General features: G+C 36.6%; 14 protein-coding genes. 6 read left to right on the forward strand and 8 right to left on the reverse strand.

From position 1 onward, the window contains the following. Positions 1-4: 4 nt before the first annotated feature. Together ACIQ7N_RS15185 and ACIQ7N_RS15190 are read right to left on the reverse strand one after the other, a co-directional pair. Positions 5-937, reverse strand: coding sequence for a GDSL-type esterase/lipase family protein (locus ACIQ7N_RS15185; RefSeq protein ID WP_402933490.1), 933 nt, complete (start codon positions 935-937; stop codon positions 5-7). Positions 938-1,117: 180 nt separating this feature from the next. Then, positions 1,118-1,960, reverse strand: coding sequence for a DegV family protein (locus tag ACIQ7N_RS15190; RefSeq protein ID WP_132358007.1), 843 nt, complete (start codon positions 1,958-1,960; stop codon positions 1,118-1,120). 274 nt (positions 1,961-2,234) lie between these two features. Here ACIQ7N_RS15190 and trhA point away from each other — a divergent pair, with 274 nt between their 5' ends. Then, on the forward strand, positions 2,235-2,870 hold the full coding sequence (gene trhA, locus ACIQ7N_RS15195; RefSeq protein ID WP_132358009.1) for a PAQR family membrane homeostasis protein TrhA: 636 nt from the start codon (positions 2,235-2,237) through the stop codon (positions 2,868-2,870). Positions 2,871-2,917: 47 nt separating this feature from the next. On the opposite strand, the gene ACIQ7N_RS15200 is transcribed toward trhA, so the two are convergent. The 3 genes from ACIQ7N_RS15200 to ACIQ7N_RS15210 all read right to left on the reverse strand — a co-directional run bounded on the left by ACIQ7N_RS15200 (position 2,918) and on the right by ACIQ7N_RS15210 (position 5,102). After that, complete coding sequence (locus tag ACIQ7N_RS15200; RefSeq protein WP_402933493.1) at positions 2,918-3,406, reverse strand: HIT family protein; 489 nt, start codon at positions 3,404-3,406, stop codon at positions 2,918-2,920. Between the two features lie 49 nt (positions 3,407-3,455). Beyond that, the gene (locus ACIQ7N_RS15205) at positions 3,456-4,289 is read right to left on the reverse strand and encodes an alpha/beta fold hydrolase (protein ID WP_132358013.1); all 834 of its coding nucleotides are present in this window, start codon (positions 4,287-4,289) and stop codon (positions 3,456-3,458) included. A gap of 333 nt (positions 4,290-4,622) precedes the next feature. Then, the gene (locus tag ACIQ7N_RS15210) at positions 4,623-5,102 is read right to left on the reverse strand and encodes a dihydrofolate reductase (RefSeq protein ID WP_402933495.1); all 480 of its coding nucleotides are present in this window, start codon (positions 5,100-5,102) and stop codon (positions 4,623-4,625) included. Between the two features lie 173 nt (positions 5,103-5,275). Between ACIQ7N_RS15210 and ACIQ7N_RS15215 the strand changes: the two genes are divergently transcribed. From ACIQ7N_RS15215 to ACIQ7N_RS15225, 3 genes are all read left to right on the forward strand, one after another. Further along, positions 5,276-6,193 carry an alpha/beta hydrolase gene (locus tag ACIQ7N_RS15215; RefSeq protein ID WP_402933497.1) on the forward strand — a complete coding sequence of 306 codons (918 nt, stop codon included), beginning with the start codon at positions 5,276-5,278 and terminating at the stop codon, positions 6,191-6,193. A 63-nt stretch (positions 6,194-6,256) separates the two neighbouring features. Continuing rightward, positions 6,257-7,453: a class I SAM-dependent rRNA methyltransferase gene (locus tag ACIQ7N_RS15220; protein ID WP_402933499.1), complete on the forward strand. Its 1,197-nt coding sequence runs from the start codon at positions 6,257-6,259 to the stop codon at positions 7,451-7,453. A gap of 255 nt (positions 7,454-7,708) precedes the next feature. After that, complete coding sequence (locus tag ACIQ7N_RS15225) at positions 7,709-8,251, forward strand: GNAT family N-acetyltransferase (RefSeq protein WP_402933501.1); 543 nt, start codon at positions 7,709-7,711, stop codon at positions 8,249-8,251. Between the two features lie 248 nt (positions 8,252-8,499). On the opposite strand, the gene ACIQ7N_RS15230 is transcribed toward ACIQ7N_RS15225, so the two are convergent. From ACIQ7N_RS15230 to ACIQ7N_RS15240, 3 genes are all read right to left on the reverse strand, one after another. Then, positions 8,500-9,345, reverse strand: coding sequence for an alpha/beta fold hydrolase (locus ACIQ7N_RS15230; RefSeq protein ID WP_402933503.1), 846 nt, complete (start codon positions 9,343-9,345; stop codon positions 8,500-8,502). 108 nt (positions 9,346-9,453) lie between these two features. Next, entirely contained in the window at positions 9,454-9,648 is a 195-nt protein-coding gene (locus ACIQ7N_RS15235) for a DUF6980 family protein (protein WP_402933505.1), read from the reverse strand. 525 nt (positions 9,649-10,173) lie between these two features. Beyond that, the gene (locus tag ACIQ7N_RS15240; RefSeq protein ID WP_402933507.1) at positions 10,174-12,162 is read right to left on the reverse strand and encodes a S9 family peptidase; all 1,989 of its coding nucleotides are present in this window, start codon (positions 12,160-12,162) and stop codon (positions 10,174-10,176) included. A gap of 234 nt (positions 12,163-12,396) precedes the next feature. Between ACIQ7N_RS15240 and ACIQ7N_RS15245 the strand changes: the two genes are divergently transcribed. Together ACIQ7N_RS15245 and ACIQ7N_RS15250 are read left to right on the forward strand one after the other, a co-directional pair. Continuing rightward, a complete protein-coding gene (locus ACIQ7N_RS15245; RefSeq protein ID WP_402933509.1) occupies positions 12,397-12,819 on the forward strand; it encodes a hypothetical protein in 423 nt (140 codons plus the stop codon). A gap of 384 nt (positions 12,820-13,203) precedes the next feature. Beyond that, the gene (locus tag ACIQ7N_RS15250; protein WP_402933513.1) at positions 13,204-15,144 is read left to right on the forward strand and encodes a GTP-binding protein; all 1,941 of its coding nucleotides are present in this window, start codon (positions 13,204-13,206) and stop codon (positions 15,142-15,144) included. The last annotated feature ends 146 nt before the right edge of the window (positions 15,145-15,290 follow it).

Genomic DNA, 15,290 nt, shown 5'->3' on the forward strand with positions numbered 1-15,290 from the left:
TTCGTCACTCCTCGAAGCCTATTTCCTTGTTAATCTTTTGTTCCATGTTACATTTCTCCATTGCTTTTAAAATTCGCTCATTCATTTTGTCATAGCCTTTTGCATTTGGGTGGAAGAAATCGGTATGATAAACGAGCTCTTTATTTGAATCAAACAAGTCCTCCACTGAGATATAGCACGCATTCGTATCTTTCTTGGCTATATCTTCAATGACTTTATTCCACTCCGTAATAATCGTATCAAATTCATTCGCTTCATTTGTCACGATTGAGAATGGATTATAAAAACCGATAAGTAATAAAGGCACTTCTGGATTTTTTGCTCGTATGCCTTCAACAATTTTACTATAGCGTTTCTTATATGCCTTCAATTCTTTATCAAAAGCATCTCGTTTCAAATTAAATAGATCGTGCTTAACAATCTTCATGACATCATTTCCACCCATAGTAACTGAAATGAGCTGTGCTTTTTGCAACTCTTCATCATAATGCCCTTTTTCCACTAATTTTAATAGCTGATCACTACGTCTTCCTCTTTTTCCTCGATTATCGACTTCAACATCTGAAATCGAGGGCCAAGCAACCAATGAATCTGCTAGTCTTCCAACAAAACCGTCTTTACTATACTCATCACCAACACCGGCCGTCAAAGAATCGCCGAGCGCTAGGTACTGTAGTTGCTTTGCGCTTTTATCATCAATTTTCCGTAAATCCTCTGGTGTTGGTTCAAAAAAATGTTCAAAAATTTGCGTCAATACATTCTTTGAGGTTTTTTCCTCATTTTCTGTTTGTTGCTCATCCTGTTTCATATTTTGTTCCGTCCCTGCGTGCTCCCCATCTGGTTCTGCTTGCGGATTCGATTCATCTATTGATATTATACAACCACTTAGTACTAAAACGGTCAAACATGACAAAACTATCATTCGCCAAATGCTCATTTGACCACCTTCCATCATTTGCTTACTTCTATTATAGAATAGTTCATGCTGCTATGAAAAGTGACTATACCTAAGTATTGAGTAAAAATGTATGTTTACAACGGTTTTTCATATAAAATAGGCAGGCACTTTTCAACAATAAAAAGCCACTACAATTATTTATGTAGTAGCTCTCTTATATTATTCTGCAAAATAAATAAAACCGATTGCACCTGGGCCAGTATGTGTTGAAATGATTGGAGAAGTAAAGGCAATTTCTACTTCATTAAAACCTGTTCCCTCGATTAATTCTTTTAAAGGTCCACCCATCGTTGCGAGACCCTCAGCGTGAGAAATCCCTACTGACTTAACAGTTTTCCCAGCAGTATCAGCTTGGAATTGCTTAAATAAGTAGTTCACAACTTGTTTATGGCTACGTACTTTTGATACGGGATTGTATGCGCCACCTTCTAAGTTTGCAATGACTTTTATGTTCAGTAAGGAACCGATAAAGCCAGTACCTTTCCCGATTCGTCCGCCTTTAATTAAATTTTCAAGTGTGTCGACAATAACATATAAATACGTATTTTCGCGCACTTTCTCTAAACGCTTAACAATTTCCTCGACAGTAGCACCTGCATCACGCAATTTAATGGCCTCACGTATTTGAATAGCCAAACCGATGGCAATAAAACGTGAATCGATTACAGTTACATCAGAGTCTGACATTTGAGCTGCCTGACGAGCTGATTCCACTGTTCCGCTCATACTACCTGTCATATGAATGGAAATAATTTGATCTCCGTCTTTACCTAGCTCATCGTATAATTCTTTAAATTTTCCCGGTGCAGGCTGAGAGCTTTTCGGTAAATTTTTAGCATTCTTCATTAAACTTAAAAAAGGTTGTGGCTCTAAATCAATACCATCTATATAAGTTTTATCATCAATTTGAATCGTTAAAGGCACAATATGTATACCGTGTTGTGCTACTTCTTCTTTTGTTAAATCACAAGTTGAGTCCGTTACTATATGAATTCGTCCCACTTCGACACATCCTTTTACTTCATTAAAATTTATTATATAGACTAATGAATCATTATGTAAACATGACATTTGTCATTAGGTTTCGTTCATTTCAGTCCATTTTGAAACCGCTACCTTGGATACTATAGCGCTTTGTTCAATCCTTGTCTAACAAAGACCCTCTAGCATAGAGGCATTTATATGACACTTTTTATGTCGAAAACATGACAAATGTAAATACCAGGATGAAAATTATTGGGGTATAGTAAATATATACACGAAAGGAGTGTTCGAGATGATTGATTCTTTTGACTATAAAACATGGAAGGAAGAATTGTGGAATGCCATTACACATGGCATTGGATTTATCGCAAGTATTCCAGCACTAGTTGTTCTTATTTTAGCAGCTGTACAAACCGGTAGTGCACTCCAAATTACAACGTTCACTATTTTTGGTGTCTCTGTGATCGTTTTATTTTTAATGTCCACACTGCTACATAGCATGCCAGAAAAATACAAACACTTTTTCGCTATTCTTGACCATTCTTCTATTTATATTTTAATTGCAGGAACATATACACCTTTCCTGTTAATTACGATTGGCGGCACGCTAGGTATTACTTTATTATGTATTATTTGGTCACTTGCCATATTAGGCGTTATTTTTAAATGCTTTTTTATTAATCGATTTGACAAGCTTTCTTTAATTTTTTACATCGCTATGGGCTGGCTCATTATTTTTGCTATAAAGCCTGTTTACCTTTTCTTAGGTTTTAATGGTTTTGCTTTACTGTTAGCCGGTGGGCTTTTCTATACGATTGGTGCTATTTTTTACGCCTGGCGTTCACTTCCATACAACCATACGATATGGCATCTATTTGTGTTAGCTGGCTGTGGCTCGATGTATGCTTGTGTTTATTTTTACTTATAAATAATGACAATAAAAATCGCTCTCTTCTACAAAGGAGCGATTTTTTGTTATTGGGTCCGTAATTGCTTCGTTAAGTCCTTTATTGCACGCAGCACTTCCTGTTTATTTTCTTCATTATTCATTTTATTCCTCGCATGAAGTAAAACGGGTCTAACCGATTCTACGGAACGTCCAAATTCATACATCCATTCATAGCGAGGCACCATCCAAGTATGAAAATGATGTGTCGTATCTTCATTGTAAAAATAATAAACAAATTCTATCCCTAGAACATCCCTTTGAGCCTTTCTAATTTTTGATACAAGGTTTATATAATCCATTTTTTCCTCATCGTCTAGCTCATCAAAACATGTAATATGACGCTTAGAAGCCAAGATGATTAATCCCTTTATCGGATAGGCAACATCTTGATGGGCATGAAAATAGTCAGTCTCAATGATAACTCCTCCATCTGGTTCGATAAGTCCGCTCGTTATTGCACAGCTCAAACATCCAACTTCTACCGTGTCTCCATTTGATAATATTATTCTTCTCACAGATACTCCCCTTTTTTAAATCTAATATCAGAAATAATTAAAGGCCCCATTATAAGGTCAATTGTAGAAACTTTTTAAAAGCTTCTTCTTCCTCAATAAACGGATTATGATTAGACTGTTCAAAAATCGTCAATTGTGCATTTGGCGTTAAATCGGCAATTTCAATTCCGAATTCAACCGGACATTGTGCATCATATCTACCTGCAAATATGTAGGTAGGAATATGTATTGATTTCAATTGTTGTCGAATGTCAAAGCTTTTTACTTGTACTTTTCTAAAATAATCAAGGTTCTTCCCGACTGTCCGTCCACTATTTGGTCGGGTCGTTGCTAATTTTAACTTTTCCTCGGAATGATAAGACATTAAAGCCCATTCAGAGCTTAACTTCTGACGCTCTTCTCGAACTGTATCCGGATTATTTAGTAAATCCATTATTTCAACTATGCGAGTGAAATGTTTATTTTCAGCGCAATAAATACTATTTGGGTGATTTCCATACTCTTTACTTGCTGCTGTTGAACCAGCAACTATTTTTGTTAAAGATGCTGGTGAATCCACAGCATATTGAAGTGCCAGCATTCCACCCGTTGAATGACCCGCAAAAGCCCATTTTTCAAGTTTTAACGCTTCTCGAATCGCTTCTAAATCTTTCACAATTTCTTGGAAGCTTAATTGTGCATCATCTTCTACATGTGCTGAATTTCCAGCACCTCTTACATTGATTAAGTACACTTTGTAATGTTCAGTGAAAGGATCCGCAAATAAATTTCCTCGTTCATCAAAACCCATATAAAAATGAGTAATAGCTAATGGTTCCCCTTCTCCACGTACAAAGTATTCAAATCGCCCCCTGCTTGTTTCAATAATGTATTGTTCCCACATTGACTGGACACCTCTCAATAATTTTTTATGTCTTAAATATCTTTTTACCTGCGATCTGATACATATGCGAAGCTGCTCATCGTTTGTTTCGATAGGTCTTTCTGTCGCTTCGACAAGTTCTTTCCTTCGATTGATTAGTCTTCTGTCGCTTCGACTGTTTTTCTTGTCACAATAGGTTTATCGAATTTAAAGCGCCAGTCGGAACGTAAATCAACCCCACGTTATGCGAATGTGCCTAATCATTATTTTATTCTACAAATATTTCCAAAAACCTTTATTTAGTCACGTAAAAAGCACGGTCATCATAACCGTGCTTCGTAGTACCTATTTTCTTTAGTTTTTACGCTCAAAAATCTGATATTGGAATGTGTAACCTTCTGGTGCTGTTTCTGGCTCCACTGAGGAAACTTGTACAAAATCCTGCTCATAATTCGGGAAGTATGTATCCCCATTAAACGAATGATTGATTTTTGTAATGTACAAGCGATCTGCGATATCCATAGATAAGCGGAAAATTTGCTCGCCACCAATAATCATAATTTCTGGGACATCCCCAGCAAGGTCGAGGGCACCCTCTAAGCTTGTCACCACTTCAATCCCGTCCGCTTGATAGTTTTCATCACGCGTTATTACGATATTACGTCGACCAGGAAGCGGTCTACCGATGGATTCGAATGTTTTTCGCCCCATAATCATTGGCTTCCCCATCGTTTTCTCCTTAAAATATTTTAAATCCCCTGGCAAATGCCATGGCATGCCATTTTCAAAGCCAATCACATATTTATTATCATGTGCCACAATTAAAGAAATCATAGTTTCCCTCCAAATACTTTCGTCCATTATATTATAAACATAATTTTACTTTACAATCAGATTATTTCTGCTTAGAAAGTAAATAAATTTTCTTTTCCGCTATTAAATCCTAGTAATTTTATATGAATAGTTTATAATAGATGTACAAAAGTAAATAAAAAGGATTGATGAAGATGACAAAATTAAGAGATGAAGCGGTCCGTTATATAAAAGCAAGTGATTCTTCGATACAGTACTATGATTTAACACCACAAGAAGCGAGAGCCATTCGAATAGTGCCAAAATGGACGTCACCGGATAGCCCACAGCTTGCGATCATCGAGAATAAAAAAATAATGGTGCGAGATGGAGCTCAAATTAATGTGCGCATTTATAGACCTGTTTTAGACGAAAAGCTCCCTGTCATTGTTTATTATCATGGAGGTGGTTGGGTATTTGGAAATTGTGACTCTACAGATGCAGGTTGTCAGCTATTAGCGGCAAAAGCCCAAGCAATCGTTGTATCGGTTGATTATCGCCTAGCACCTGAATATCCATTCCCTACACCGCTCTTCGATGCCTATGACAGTTTCATATGGGTTTACGAAAACATCGAAAATTTCGGTGGAGATAGAGCAAATCTTACAGTCGCTGGCGATAGCGCTGGCGGAAACTTAGCAACTGTGGTCGCCTACTTAGCAGCAACATTAAATGGACCAGCGATTAAAGCGCAGGCACTTATTTATCCTGTAGTCAATGTAGATTTTACAACGGCTTCTTACAATGCTTACGGCGAACACTTTGGCTTAGACAAACAAGGAATGCAGTGGTTTGCAGGTCATTATACAGAAAAAGAAAACTATTTGGATCCACATGTATCCCCACTTCAGATTAAGGATTTAAGTGTTTTACCGAAAACGATCATTATAGCTGCAGAGGCGGATGTTCTATACGATGAAGGTCTTGCATACGCACGAAAACTTACAGATGCCGGAGTGACTGTTGAACATGTTAACATGCCCGGTTTAATCCATAGCTACTTTAGTAAAATGGATTTTTTCGAACAAGCTACTATTGAAACTGCTGAAAAAATTGCTAATTTCGTGAAATAAGTTTGTCTATCACTATAAAATAGTGCGATAATAGAGCAAAATGTTTTTTTAAAGGATGACAACATGACACAAACTATTGCTTTACAAATTAACAATCCCTTTTCTAATCAATTAAAAAAAGGCTATCCTCTTATTTCAAAGGATGCCGTTGATGCACGCCATCTTCCAAAAGAAGAAGGTGCACTTTTAAGACTTACGGATCATCATAACCGTTTTATCGGCACAGGATACTATGGCTTACAAAACAAAGGTATTGGTTGGTTATTAACAAATGATGCGAACGAAAAAATAGACAAAGCCTTTTTTATGAAAAAATTTAAAAAGGCCATTCAAAATCGCGAAGCCTTTTTCAACGATCCTCACACAACAGCCTTTCGAATCTTTAATGGTGAAGGTGATGGCATCGGCGGTTTAACAATTGACTTTTTCGACACTTACTATATGGTGAGCTGGTATAGCGCAGGCATTTATTCATTTAAAGAAATGGTATATGAAGCACTAGCAGAGACAGTAGATTACAAAGCCATTTATGAGAAAAAACGTTTCGATACTAAAGGACAGTATATGGAACAAGATGATTTCGTCATGGGAACACCTGGCGAATTTCCGATTATTGTAACGGAAAATAGTATGAAATACGCTGTCAATTTAAACGATGGAGCCATGACAGGTATTTTCCTCGATCAACGAGAAGTAAGACTTGCTATTCGAGATCGTTATGCAGACGGTAAAAATATGCTAAATACGTTCTCCTATACAGGAGCATTTTCTGTCGCAGCGGCACTTGGAGGAGCCGTAAAAACAACAAGTGTAGATGTTGCAAAGCGTAGTTTAGCCAAAACAATTGAGCAATTTAGCGTTAATAACATCGACTACGAATCACAGGATATTAAAGTAATGGATGTCTTTAACTATTTTAAATATGCACAGCGCCACAATTTAAAATTTGACCTTGTCGTTTTAGATCCACCAAGCTTTGCACGTACAAAAGAAAGAACGTTCTCAACTGCGAAAGACTATCCTAAATTACTCGTAGATACAATCGCCATTACAGAGAAAAACGGTATCATTGTTGCTTCAACGAACAATGCAAGCTTTGGGATGAAAAAGTTCAAAAGCTTTATTGACCAAGCATTTAAAGAAACTAAAACAGCCTATAAAATTGTTGAAGAATACAGCTTACCAAAGGATTTCCGTGCCCCACGTGAATATCCAGAATTCAATTACTTAAAGGTTATTTTTATTAAAAAACTCAACTAAATGAATCGAGACAGAATCGACCCCAAGTGATTCTGTCTTTTTATTTAGGAGAAATCCCCAACCTTATTGTTAGAATTTTCCGCTTATTATACAATAGACTTATCTTTATTCCCAAAATTCAGGGTGTTTTTACCATGAAATGAGTTGATTGGAGCGCAGTGGCTCCCCAAAGAAAGCGCACAGTCGTGACGGAAACCACCCCTACGCTAGGGTGAGTGTCATTTTTTACAATATAAAGATAAATGGAGTGATTAAATGGGGTATGTCCGTGAAAAGTTAATGATTTCTACAGAAAGACTCGTTCTTAGATTATTTCAAACATCCGATGCAGAAACGGTTACAATGCTATGCAATAACTATAATATTTATAAAAGCACTATGTATCTACCTTATCCATATAGTTTAAATGATGCATTAACATGGATGGAACGTCATTACGATAATTTTACACAAGATATTTCGTACGAGTTTGCTGTTACAGATAAGGAAACCGGCGAATTATATGGAGCTATCGCCTTATCAAACAATAAACATTTTAATCAAGGAGAAATCGCCTATTGGATTGGTGAGGAGTATTGGGGAAAAGGCTATGCTACGGAAGCAGCGCAGTCGATTGTTCAATTTGCTTTTGAAGAAAAGAAACTGCATAAAGTATTTGCCCGATATTTTTCTACAAACCCCGCTTCAGGAAAAGTAATGGAGAAGATTGGCATGAAACAAGAAGGAATTTTAAAGGATCATATTATTAAAGACGGTAAATACGAGGATTTAGTATATTATGGAATAATTAATAAATAGCCAAATTTCTCAAAAAAGATGTTTCCGTCGATTTAGTTCCTTCACCTTAATTCTACTTTTGAAAAGGGTATCTTCTAAAAGATTGTTGCTATTAAAACATAAACAGAGTTACTCTACAAATGTGTAGAATCAACTCTGTTTTTTTGGTTTGATATTTCGTATATCGAATATGTTACGAAAGCACCCCGTTAGCCGCATAGGAAAAGTTCGTCGATGCGACTGCTCTTTTTTTGGAATCGTCACGTAGCTTAACATTTAGATACCCAGGTATTTATTTCAGTAGCTACTTTTTTGGGGTTATCCCAATGAACCATATGATTAGTTGCGTCCATTGAAACAATGGTGACATTTTCTATATGCTGTTTTAATTTGTTGATTCCAGTTCTTCTAGCGTTTCTTAACTCTTTGGGAAGAGTTGCGTGGATAAGAATCAATGGTGATTTTATGTATGGATAAGCGGTTGTAAAACTTTCTCTAAAAAATGCTTTAATAATAGATAATATAGTAAACTTTGAACTAATAAGTTCATATTTTTCTCTTTTATTAAAAAGTGTTTGAACCATTTGTTCAATTTTTTCATTCCATCGGTCAGTATATTGTCGGTACTCCTCGGCTACATCAGTCCAAGTGTCAAAAACCGAGGAATGCTCCATATAATCATTCCACCCATCATATACTTTAGAAAAGGTCATATCTTCTTGGAAATCTGGAAACGTATAGCCACCATCTAGTAAGATAACCCCTTTAATTTTTTCAGGGTACATTTTAGCATAGTGTAATGCTATATCAGCTCCCCAAGAATGACCCAAAATATAAAAGGGTTCTTTTAAGACTTGTTCGAATACATCGTTATACCATTTTGCAAGACTCGAAAATAGATAACCATCTTCATTTACAAAAGAAGATGTGCCTCCGTGACCTGGATTATCAAAAGAAAGTATATGAAAATCATCTTCCAGGTATTCAGCTAACTCAGAAAAGACTGCCCCACTATTTCCAAGTCCGTGTAAACAGACTATTGTGGGTTTAGTGTTCTTGCCTAATTCGTAATAATGGACATTAAACTCATTAACACATAAACTAATATCCTTCATAATACCCCCTGTTTAGAATTATTTATATTTGTTTATTTCTACACATTATTACAATATCCTTTCTTCCACCAGCCTGCTCTGATAGTTGAAGAAGGAAGTATTTAAAATTCAAAATTTCGAACCACACCAAGGACAAAAATCAATGCTAATCATCGACTCCCCACCATCATGTATGATCAAACCGTAGTTATTACTTTGTTCATAAAAAATGATTATTTTATGAGGACATTCAAACGGATTCTCATGTATTTCACACTTGAAACTTGCATGAAAGGTCATATCCTCACAACAATATTTTTTCATAATTTAGTTTCCCCTTATTTAAATAAAGCTCCCGCTATTTCAGTGTAATACATACAAATCTGTATCATTTACAATTAATTATATCGTCTTAGCATCCATCTAACGGGTCATCAATAAATAGCCAATCCTCATTATTAATTCCTAATTTTTCACAGTATTCTTCCGCTTCTTCTAAAACTTCAAAACACATATCAGCAAAACAACTAGTATTTTGTAATATATTATATAAAAACACGTATGTTTCATCGGACGATTCATAAATCATTATTTTACAGATGTCATCAATCTTTTCCTCAAGAAAAGCATATTTCCTCATTGTTTTAAATTTTAAAATTATTCAGGAAACTGTCTATGTAATTACCTTTACTCTTTGCATCAAAATAAATGTTTTTAATTCCTTCTTCACCGAACCTGCGCCATTGGATGAAAAACAATCTTTACGAAAAAAGCATTTGTTAAACAAGGCATGTAAAAAAATAGGTGGCCAAAGCAGTATTTTCACTTCTTTGGCCACCCATATTTATTTTATAGATATTTCACAAACCAATCCCTAATATATTCTAATCTATTGATTCTTAACGCTGGTTTTCCGCTTCTAGAAAGTTCGTGATTGGATTCTGGGAAGCGTACAAATTTAGTTTCCTTTTTACGGTGTTTCAAGGCGATAAATAATTGCTCTGCCTGTTCAATCGGACAGCGATAGTCTTTTTCGCTGTGTAAAATTAACAGTGGCGTCTCCACATTGTCAACATATTTAAGCGGCGAATGATTCCAAAGCTTCTCTATATCGTCTAGTCCCGCTTGGATTTGCCAGTCATTGAAGTAATAGCCGATATCACTTACACCGTAAAAGCTAATCCAGTTAGAAATACAACGTTGCGTAACCGCAGCTTTAAAGCGATTTGTATGTCCGACAATCCAGTTTGTCATGAAGCCCCCATAGCTCCCACCTGTAACTCCTAGACGGTCTTTGTCAATGAAATCATAATGCTCCAATACAAAATCTACAGCGGCCATGAGATCATTGTAATCATTGCCTCCATAATCACCACGAACCGCATCAACAAATTTTTGACCATATCCATGGCTTCCACGAGGATTCGTATAGAGGACCGCATAACCTTGTGCAGCAAGGATTTGGAATTCGTTAAAATATGAGTTGGCATACATAGCGTGAGGTCCACCATGGATTTCAAGAATAAGTGGATATTTCTCCCCTTCTTTATAGCCAATAGGCTTCATCATCCAGCCGCTTACTTTCCAGCCATCTGCTCCTTCATATTCAACTGCTTCAGGAACAGACAATTCTTTCGTCTTTAAAAATTCTTCATTAACGTTCGTAAGCTGTTCTTGATCACCATTATTTAAATTTACGTAAAATAGATCGCCAGGATTTGTAGTAGTGCTAATTGCGACTACCGCTTTATCATTTTTTTGATCAAGCGAAAAACCATATACGTATTGATGATCATGAATCGCTGGATATAATTCTCCAGAAAGATTACCAAAATAAATCGCTGTATTGCCGTGATCAGTCACTTGGAAGTAAAAGCTTTTATTATCCTCCAACCATTGTACACGCGGAGCAACGACACCTTGAAGGAAATCACCGACGACAAAATCACCGACCGGCGCATCAAATTCACTCGTTACACATGTCGTATTGTTAGTTTCCAAATCATAAACCCATAATTTTGCTTGTGTTGCATTTTCAAATTCTCGTTCACTTCCAACATAAGCAACATAGCGACTATTCGGGGACCATGAAGTTTGGAAAAACACCCCTGTTCCTTCCGTAAGCTTGCGGCCATGTTTTGTTTCTAAGTCCAATAAGTAAATATCAATCACGAATGAAAAATCTAAATCCTCTGCTAAGTTAGCAATGTAAGAAAGATATTTCCCGTTTGGAGACCATGCACAAAGTTGTAAATTATGTTTTCCTTCCGTAACTAGCTCTAATTCTTCAGATTCAAGATTGACGATGGCAATTTGAGAAAATTGCTCCATATCAATAAACCCAGCTACATCTGATTTATATTTCATTTTTTCTATTTCAAGTGGTTTAAGTTCTTTATCATCTTTCTTATCATTTTCAGCTTTATCATAAATGCTTTCATTTTCACCTAGCTTTACTGAAAATGCAATATTCTTACCACACGGAGACCAAACAGGTGATGTCGCACCGTTTTTACAATTAGTAACTTGCTTCGCTTCCCCACCTGCTTTAGAAAGCACAAAAATTTGTGGCTTACCCTTTCTCATTGATACAAATGCAATTTTACTGCCATCTGGTGACCATACAGGCGAACTCGTTTTATCTTCACCAAATGTCCATTGTTGAGGCTTTTTTTCATTCAAGTCTATGTAAAATAAATTAGATACGTAGTCCTTTTTCTTCTCATCAATATGCGTTTCTATATACACTACTTCTGTTCCGTCAGGTGATACTTGTGGATCTGCCACTGATTTTAATTGATATAAATCTTCTGGTTGAATCCCTTGTTTCAAAGTCATATTTTAAAAATCCCCTTTTTGTTGAAGTTTCATTACATAGTACAATATTTCGACACTCTAAGTATTATTCCTTCTTTTAAGAAGAAATTATTTTTTATCATAGAGAGGATTTAATAGTGGCGAGCAATTTGTGACCGTGACGAATCCGAAACATTGCGAAATTTCGGGATCTTCAGGGTATATTAAATGTGCTAAAATAATAATAGGGAAATTATTCAATCGGGAGGCGTTTTTATGGCTATAAAAGCAATAGAGTTATTTTTTGTGATTGGCTCTATTTATTTCTTTTTTGTGATTTCATTCTTTTTTAGAAAAAGAGGTAAAAAAATTTTGTATAGCTTTATAGTTATAATCCTTTTAAGCTATGCATTATTCCTAACTGTTCGTCCACATATACAGGACGCAAAATATGATAAATATACTCAAATGGTTGAAGAACATTTAGAAAAGAAATACCCAAATGCATCTTGGGAAACTAGTTTTGATAAAGAAGAATTATTAACAACGGCATTTGGATACGAAATAAAAGTTAAATTTGCGGACGAACCAACAGTACTTTATGGATATAAAATAGAAAATGGTAAAGTCATTCAAGCCTATTATTCATATTTAGAAAATTCCCCTCAAAATGAAGGCAAGTATGTGGAACGAGATTAAAGATTTTTTATCTATCACTTGATATTTACAAATCAATCAATTCAACAATGCAAAAGCTTATCTCCGTTTCTTGCTCCACTGAGAGCCAAGCTTACGTCCCCAAAAAAGCACCCAGCCCTAACGGAAATTACTCCTATAATAGTAAATATTGGGTCTTTTATCAGCAATTCTTTTCTGCGGTAGAGGGATCATTCGGGCGAGAATGTTCTTTATCGAGATTAAAAATTTTCCTTTAAAATACCTTCCATATCCCTTTTTTACGAACAAAGTCTCAGCTTGTGTTTTTCTCTCATTGGGAAGCCCTCTTTTTGATAGGCATAGGCATAGACACAGTCCTATATGTTAGAATATTGATAAAAGAATGAATAGAAACGAGGATTTTTTATGCATGTAACAATCGGGGTACTCGCTCACGTGGACGCAGGAAAAACAACATTTTCTGAGCAGTTACTATTTCATACAAACAGTATTCAAGCCCGTGGACGAGTGGATCACCAGGACACATTTCTAGATAATCATGAGCTCGAGCGTCAGCGAGGCATTACGATTTTTGCGGAGCAAGGTCGTATGACGATTGAGAATGATACATATACGTTAATCGATACACCTGGACACGTAGATTTCTCACCAGAGATGGAACGTGCGATTCGGGTTATGGATTTTGCCATCATTATTGTTAGTGCAGTTGAAGGACTACAAGGTCATACGGAAACAGTGTGGCAACTTTTACGCCAATACCACATCCCAACTTTCTTTTTTATTAACAAAATTGATCGTGAAGGGGCAGATGTTCAAGCCGTTATGGCACGGCTTCAAAAGGACTGTTCTGAGGATGTATTATTCGTAGATGAACCGCTCCGTTCAGACTATGTTTCAAATCGCATGATGGAGTGGCTAGCTGAACGTGACGAAAAGCTTCTCGACGATTTTCTAAATGAGACATTAGATTGCTCTAGCTGTCTTACTCGTTTACATACGATGATTCAACAGGAAAAAGCCTTTTTATGTTTTACTGGCTCTGCTTTAAAAGATATTGGGATAAAGGAATTTATAACACAGCTCCCCCTACTTACTAAAACACATTTTCATAACAATGCTCCGTTCCAAGGTGAAGTGTTTAAAATTCGTCATGATGGGCATCAACGATTAACTTTTATCAAGGCGTTGCAAGGAACGTTACATGTGCGTGATGAATTTTCCTTTGAAGATAAAACAGAAAAAGTGACTGAGATTCGACTTTACAATGGCAGCCGTTATGTAACAGTTCAAGAGGTCGAGGCTGGGGAGATTTTCGCAGTAAAAGGGATTAGCGAAGCAAACATCGGCGATATCATTGGTTATGCAGGTAACCCACAGCCCTATGAGTTAGTACCAACTTTACAGGCAAAAGTACAGTATGAAGGCGATCAGCATATAAAGGAAGTTTTAAAAATCTTCCGCACGCTTGAAGCAGAAGAACCATCATTACGTGTGCTATGGCATGAAAAATTTCAAGAAATTCATGTACATATTATGGGTGTCATCCAACTCGAGGTTCTTATCGACGTGCTGAACAAACGCTTCTCGCTAGACATTTCATTTAGCGAACCACAGATTTTATATATGGAAACGATTGCAACAACGGTGACAGGCTATGGACATTTTGAACCTTTAAAGCATTATGCAGAAGTACATTTATTGATGGAGCCAAATAAACGCGGTGCTGGTCATACATTTGTCAATGCTTGTCATGCGGATGATTTATCGGTTGGGCATCAACGACTCATTGAAAAACATCTATTCGAGCGCGATCATCATGGATTGTTAACTGGCTTCCCTGTGACAGATATTCGCTTCACTCTCTTAACAGGACGCGCACATATAAAACATACCGATGGTGGTGATTTCCGAGAAGCAACATTCCGTGCATTACGGCAAGGGCTGGAGCAAGCAGAAAATGTATTACTGGAGCCATTCTACCGATTTAAACTTAAAGCTCCAAGTGATTTTATTGGCCGGATGATGACCGATATTCAACAAGCTGCTGGTACATTTGACGCGCCAATCTTAACTGAACATGATGCGATTTTAACTGGCCGCGCTCCAGTCGCAACATTTATGAGCTACAGTACAACCTTTGCCGCCTACACTAATGGTAAAGGCGTACTTTCTCTCCAATTTGATGGTTATGATGTGTGTCACAACACAGAAGATATCATTACACAAATTGGCTACGATAAAAACGCCGATCCCGAATATACATCTTCTAGTATTTTTTGTGCAAAAGGCAAAGGTTACTCCGTTCCATGGCATGAGGCAGAGGCGGCAATGCATTGTATTGACTGAATTCATAAAAACAGGACATGATTATCTATCATTGTCCTGTTTTTTAAGTTTCGTCGGGATTCTCCGGCTTCGCGCGAATTCGCTTTACTTTCTGAAGTATTCAGCTCCGCGCGAGGATTTGCCCTACTTCCACGAGTATTCTGGCT

The organism is Lysinibacillus sp. NPDC095746 (assembly GCF_044763535.1).
GTDB lineage: Bacteria > Bacillota > Bacilli > Bacillales_A > Planococcaceae > Lysinibacillus.

What these genes read in the sequence shown, in the direction of transcription:
- ACIQ7N_RS15185 (WP_402933490.1), bottom strand. Translation starts at nt 937, where the DNA reads ATGAGCATTTGGCGAATGATAGTTTTGTCATGTTTGACCGTTTTAGTA.
- trhA (WP_132358009.1), top strand. Translation starts at nt 2,235, where the DNA reads ATGATTGATTCTTTTGACTATAAAACATGGAAGGAAGAATTGTGGAAT.
- ACIQ7N_RS15205 (WP_132358013.1), bottom strand. Translation starts at nt 4,289, where the DNA reads ATGTGGGAACAATACATTATTGAAACAAGCAGGGGGCGATTTGAATAC.
- ACIQ7N_RS15210 (WP_402933495.1), bottom strand. Translation starts at nt 5,102, where the DNA reads ATGATTTCTTTAATTGTGGCACATGATAATAAATATGTGATTGGCTTT.
- ACIQ7N_RS15215 (WP_402933497.1), top strand. Translation starts at nt 5,276, where the DNA reads ATGACAAAATTAAGAGATGAAGCGGTCCGTTATATAAAAGCAAGTGAT.
- ACIQ7N_RS15220 (WP_402933499.1), top strand. Translation starts at nt 6,257, where the DNA reads ATGACACAAACTATTGCTTTACAAATTAACAATCCCTTTTCTAATCAA.
- ACIQ7N_RS15225 (WP_402933501.1), top strand. Translation starts at nt 7,709, where the DNA reads ATGGGGTATGTCCGTGAAAAGTTAATGATTTCTACAGAAAGACTCGTT.
- ACIQ7N_RS15230 (WP_402933503.1), bottom strand. Translation starts at nt 9,345, where the DNA reads ATGAAGGATATTAGTTTATGTGTTAATGAGTTTAATGTCCATTATTAC.
- ACIQ7N_RS15235 (WP_402933505.1), bottom strand. Translation starts at nt 9,648, where the DNA reads ATGAAAAAATATTGTTGTGAGGATATGACCTTTCATGCAAGTTTCAAG.
- ACIQ7N_RS15240 (WP_402933507.1), bottom strand. Translation starts at nt 12,162, where the DNA reads ATGACTTTGAAACAAGGGATTCAACCAGAAGATTTATATCAATTAAAA.
- ACIQ7N_RS15245 (WP_402933509.1), top strand. Translation starts at nt 12,397, where the DNA reads ATGGCTATAAAAGCAATAGAGTTATTTTTTGTGATTGGCTCTATTTAT.
- ACIQ7N_RS15250 (WP_402933513.1), top strand. Translation starts at nt 13,204, where the DNA reads ATGCATGTAACAATCGGGGTACTCGCTCACGTGGACGCAGGAAAAACA.